3 protein-coding genes are annotated in these 1,775 nt (G+C 64.7%); 2 read left to right on the plus strand and 1 reads right to left on the minus strand.

The annotated features are described in order from the left end of the window. Window positions 1-26: 26 nt before the first annotated feature. Window positions 27-566, minus strand: coding sequence for a YceI family protein (locus GX015_RS00275; protein WP_291341905.1), 540 nt, complete (start codon window positions 564-566; stop codon window positions 27-29). Between the two features lie 159 nt (window positions 567-725). Here GX015_RS00275 and GX015_RS00280 point away from each other — a divergent pair, with 159 nt between their 5' ends. Further along, the gene (locus GX015_RS00280; RefSeq protein ID WP_291341906.1) at window positions 726-1,214 is read left to right on the plus strand and encodes a MarR family winged helix-turn-helix transcriptional regulator; all 489 of its coding nucleotides are present in this window, start codon (window positions 726-728) and stop codon (window positions 1,212-1,214) included. A 54-nt stretch (window positions 1,215-1,268) separates the two neighbouring features. Next, window positions 1,269-1,748, plus strand: a complete 480-nt coding sequence (locus GX015_RS00285; RefSeq protein WP_291341908.1) for a MarR family winged helix-turn-helix transcriptional regulator — start codon at window positions 1,269-1,271, stop codon at window positions 1,746-1,748. Window positions 1,749-1,775 lie beyond the last annotated feature (27 nt).

Consider the following 1,775-nt stretch of genomic DNA (forward strand, 5'->3'; position numbering starts at 1 on the left):
CCCGGACTCCGCAGGTCAGGAGGAGACTACGCCTTGACGGCGGAGACCTCGATCTCCAGGACGACCTTGTCGGAAACCATGACGCCGGAGTTCAGCGGGGCCTGCCAGTCGACGCCGAATTCCTTGCGGTTGATGGAGCCGGTGGCGGTGAGGCCGATGCGCTCCAGGTCGTAGGCGTCGACGTTGGTGCCCTCGAACTCGACGTCGAGATCGATGGACTTGGTGACGCCCTTGATGGTCAGATCGCCGGTGAGCACGCCCTCGTTGTCGCCCGTGACCTTGGCGTCGGTGGCGACGAAGGTGATCTCCGGGTACTTCTCGACCTCGAAGAAGTCGCCGGTGCGAACGTGGTTGTCGCGGTTCTCGTCACCGGTGTCAACCGACGCGGCCTGGATGACGACGTTCGCGGAGTTGTTCCGGTTCTCCGGGTCGATGGTGAAGGAGCCGGTGTAATCGGTGAACTTGCCGCGGGTCTTGGTGACCATCGCGTGGCGGACCATGAAACCGATCTGCGTGTGCGAGGGGTCGATGTTCCAGGTGCCGGCGTAGTTGGGGGAGAGAGCCATGATGGGTCCTTTCGAAGTATTTTCATGTCCCGGAAAGGCGGGGCCTTCCGGCGGCGTGTTGCCGTATCAACAAAACCGAGTGTAACGCACCGTCTGTGACGTGTCAACAACTTTCTGCATTTTGGTGAAACACGTGGTCATTGGGGTAGCGTGAGCGGCATGCAGCAGGAAGTTCCATGGCTCAATGACGATGAGCAGACGCTATGGCGCGCAATGATGGACGCCGCCAAGGCGGTCGAGCGCGCGATGGACACGCGCCTGCTCACCACCGAGGAAATCTCCAGCGCGGACTTCTCCGTGCTCGTGCAGCTTTCCGAGGCCGACGGCGGCGTCGTGCGCATGCGCGAGCTGTGCGAGGGCCTGAAGTGGGACCGCAGCCGCATGTCGCACCAGATCACCCGCATGGAAAAGCGCGGGCTGGTGACCAAGCTCCGGTGCGCCAACGACAGCCGCGGCATCGACGTGGAGCTCACCGCCCACGGCCGCGACGTCATCGAGCGCGCCGCCCCGGACCACGTCCGAATGATCCGCAGCATCGTGTTCGACCAGCTCGACGCGATCCCCGGCCTCGACCGGGACGCCGCGTTGGCCGCGATGCGCGCGATCTCCGCGTCGGCCGAAGACTTCCGCGATTCGACCCTGGGGTAGACGGCGCGCGCGCCGAATGCGCCATTCGCCGTCAACCCCGTTAGCCTGAATGCCATGAACGACTATGAGTGGCTGACCGACGACGAGCAGAAGTTCTGGCAGATGCTCGTGTCCACCTTCCGCAGCGTCGAGCGCAACATCGAGGCGAGCCTGCGGCAGAACACGGGCCTGACGTTCGGCGACTTCACCGTGCTCATCGCGCTGAGCGAGACCGAGGACGGCGTCATGCACGTCGATGAGCTGTGCCGCCGCCTGAAGTGGAACCATCCGCGCGCGCTGTTGCACGCCACGCGCATGGAGAAGCGCGGCGTGATCAGCGTCGAGGACCCGGGCGCCGACCCGGATTCCGACTACACCGTCGCGCTGACCGGCGTCGGCCGCCACGTCTTCGCCGAGGCTGCCCCGGATTACGTGTCCACCGTCCGCGCCGAGGTCTTCGAGCAGCTTTCGGACGAGGACCTCGACCACATGTCCCGTTGCTTTACGACGATCATGCGCCACGCCGAGCAGGGCAACGGTTCGAATCTGCTGTAGTTCCGTCCGCCGTTGTTCCGGTTCGGC

The organism is Corynebacterium sp., assembly GCF_012837295.1.
GTDB lineage: Bacteria > Actinomycetota > Actinomycetes > Mycobacteriales > Mycobacteriaceae > Corynebacterium.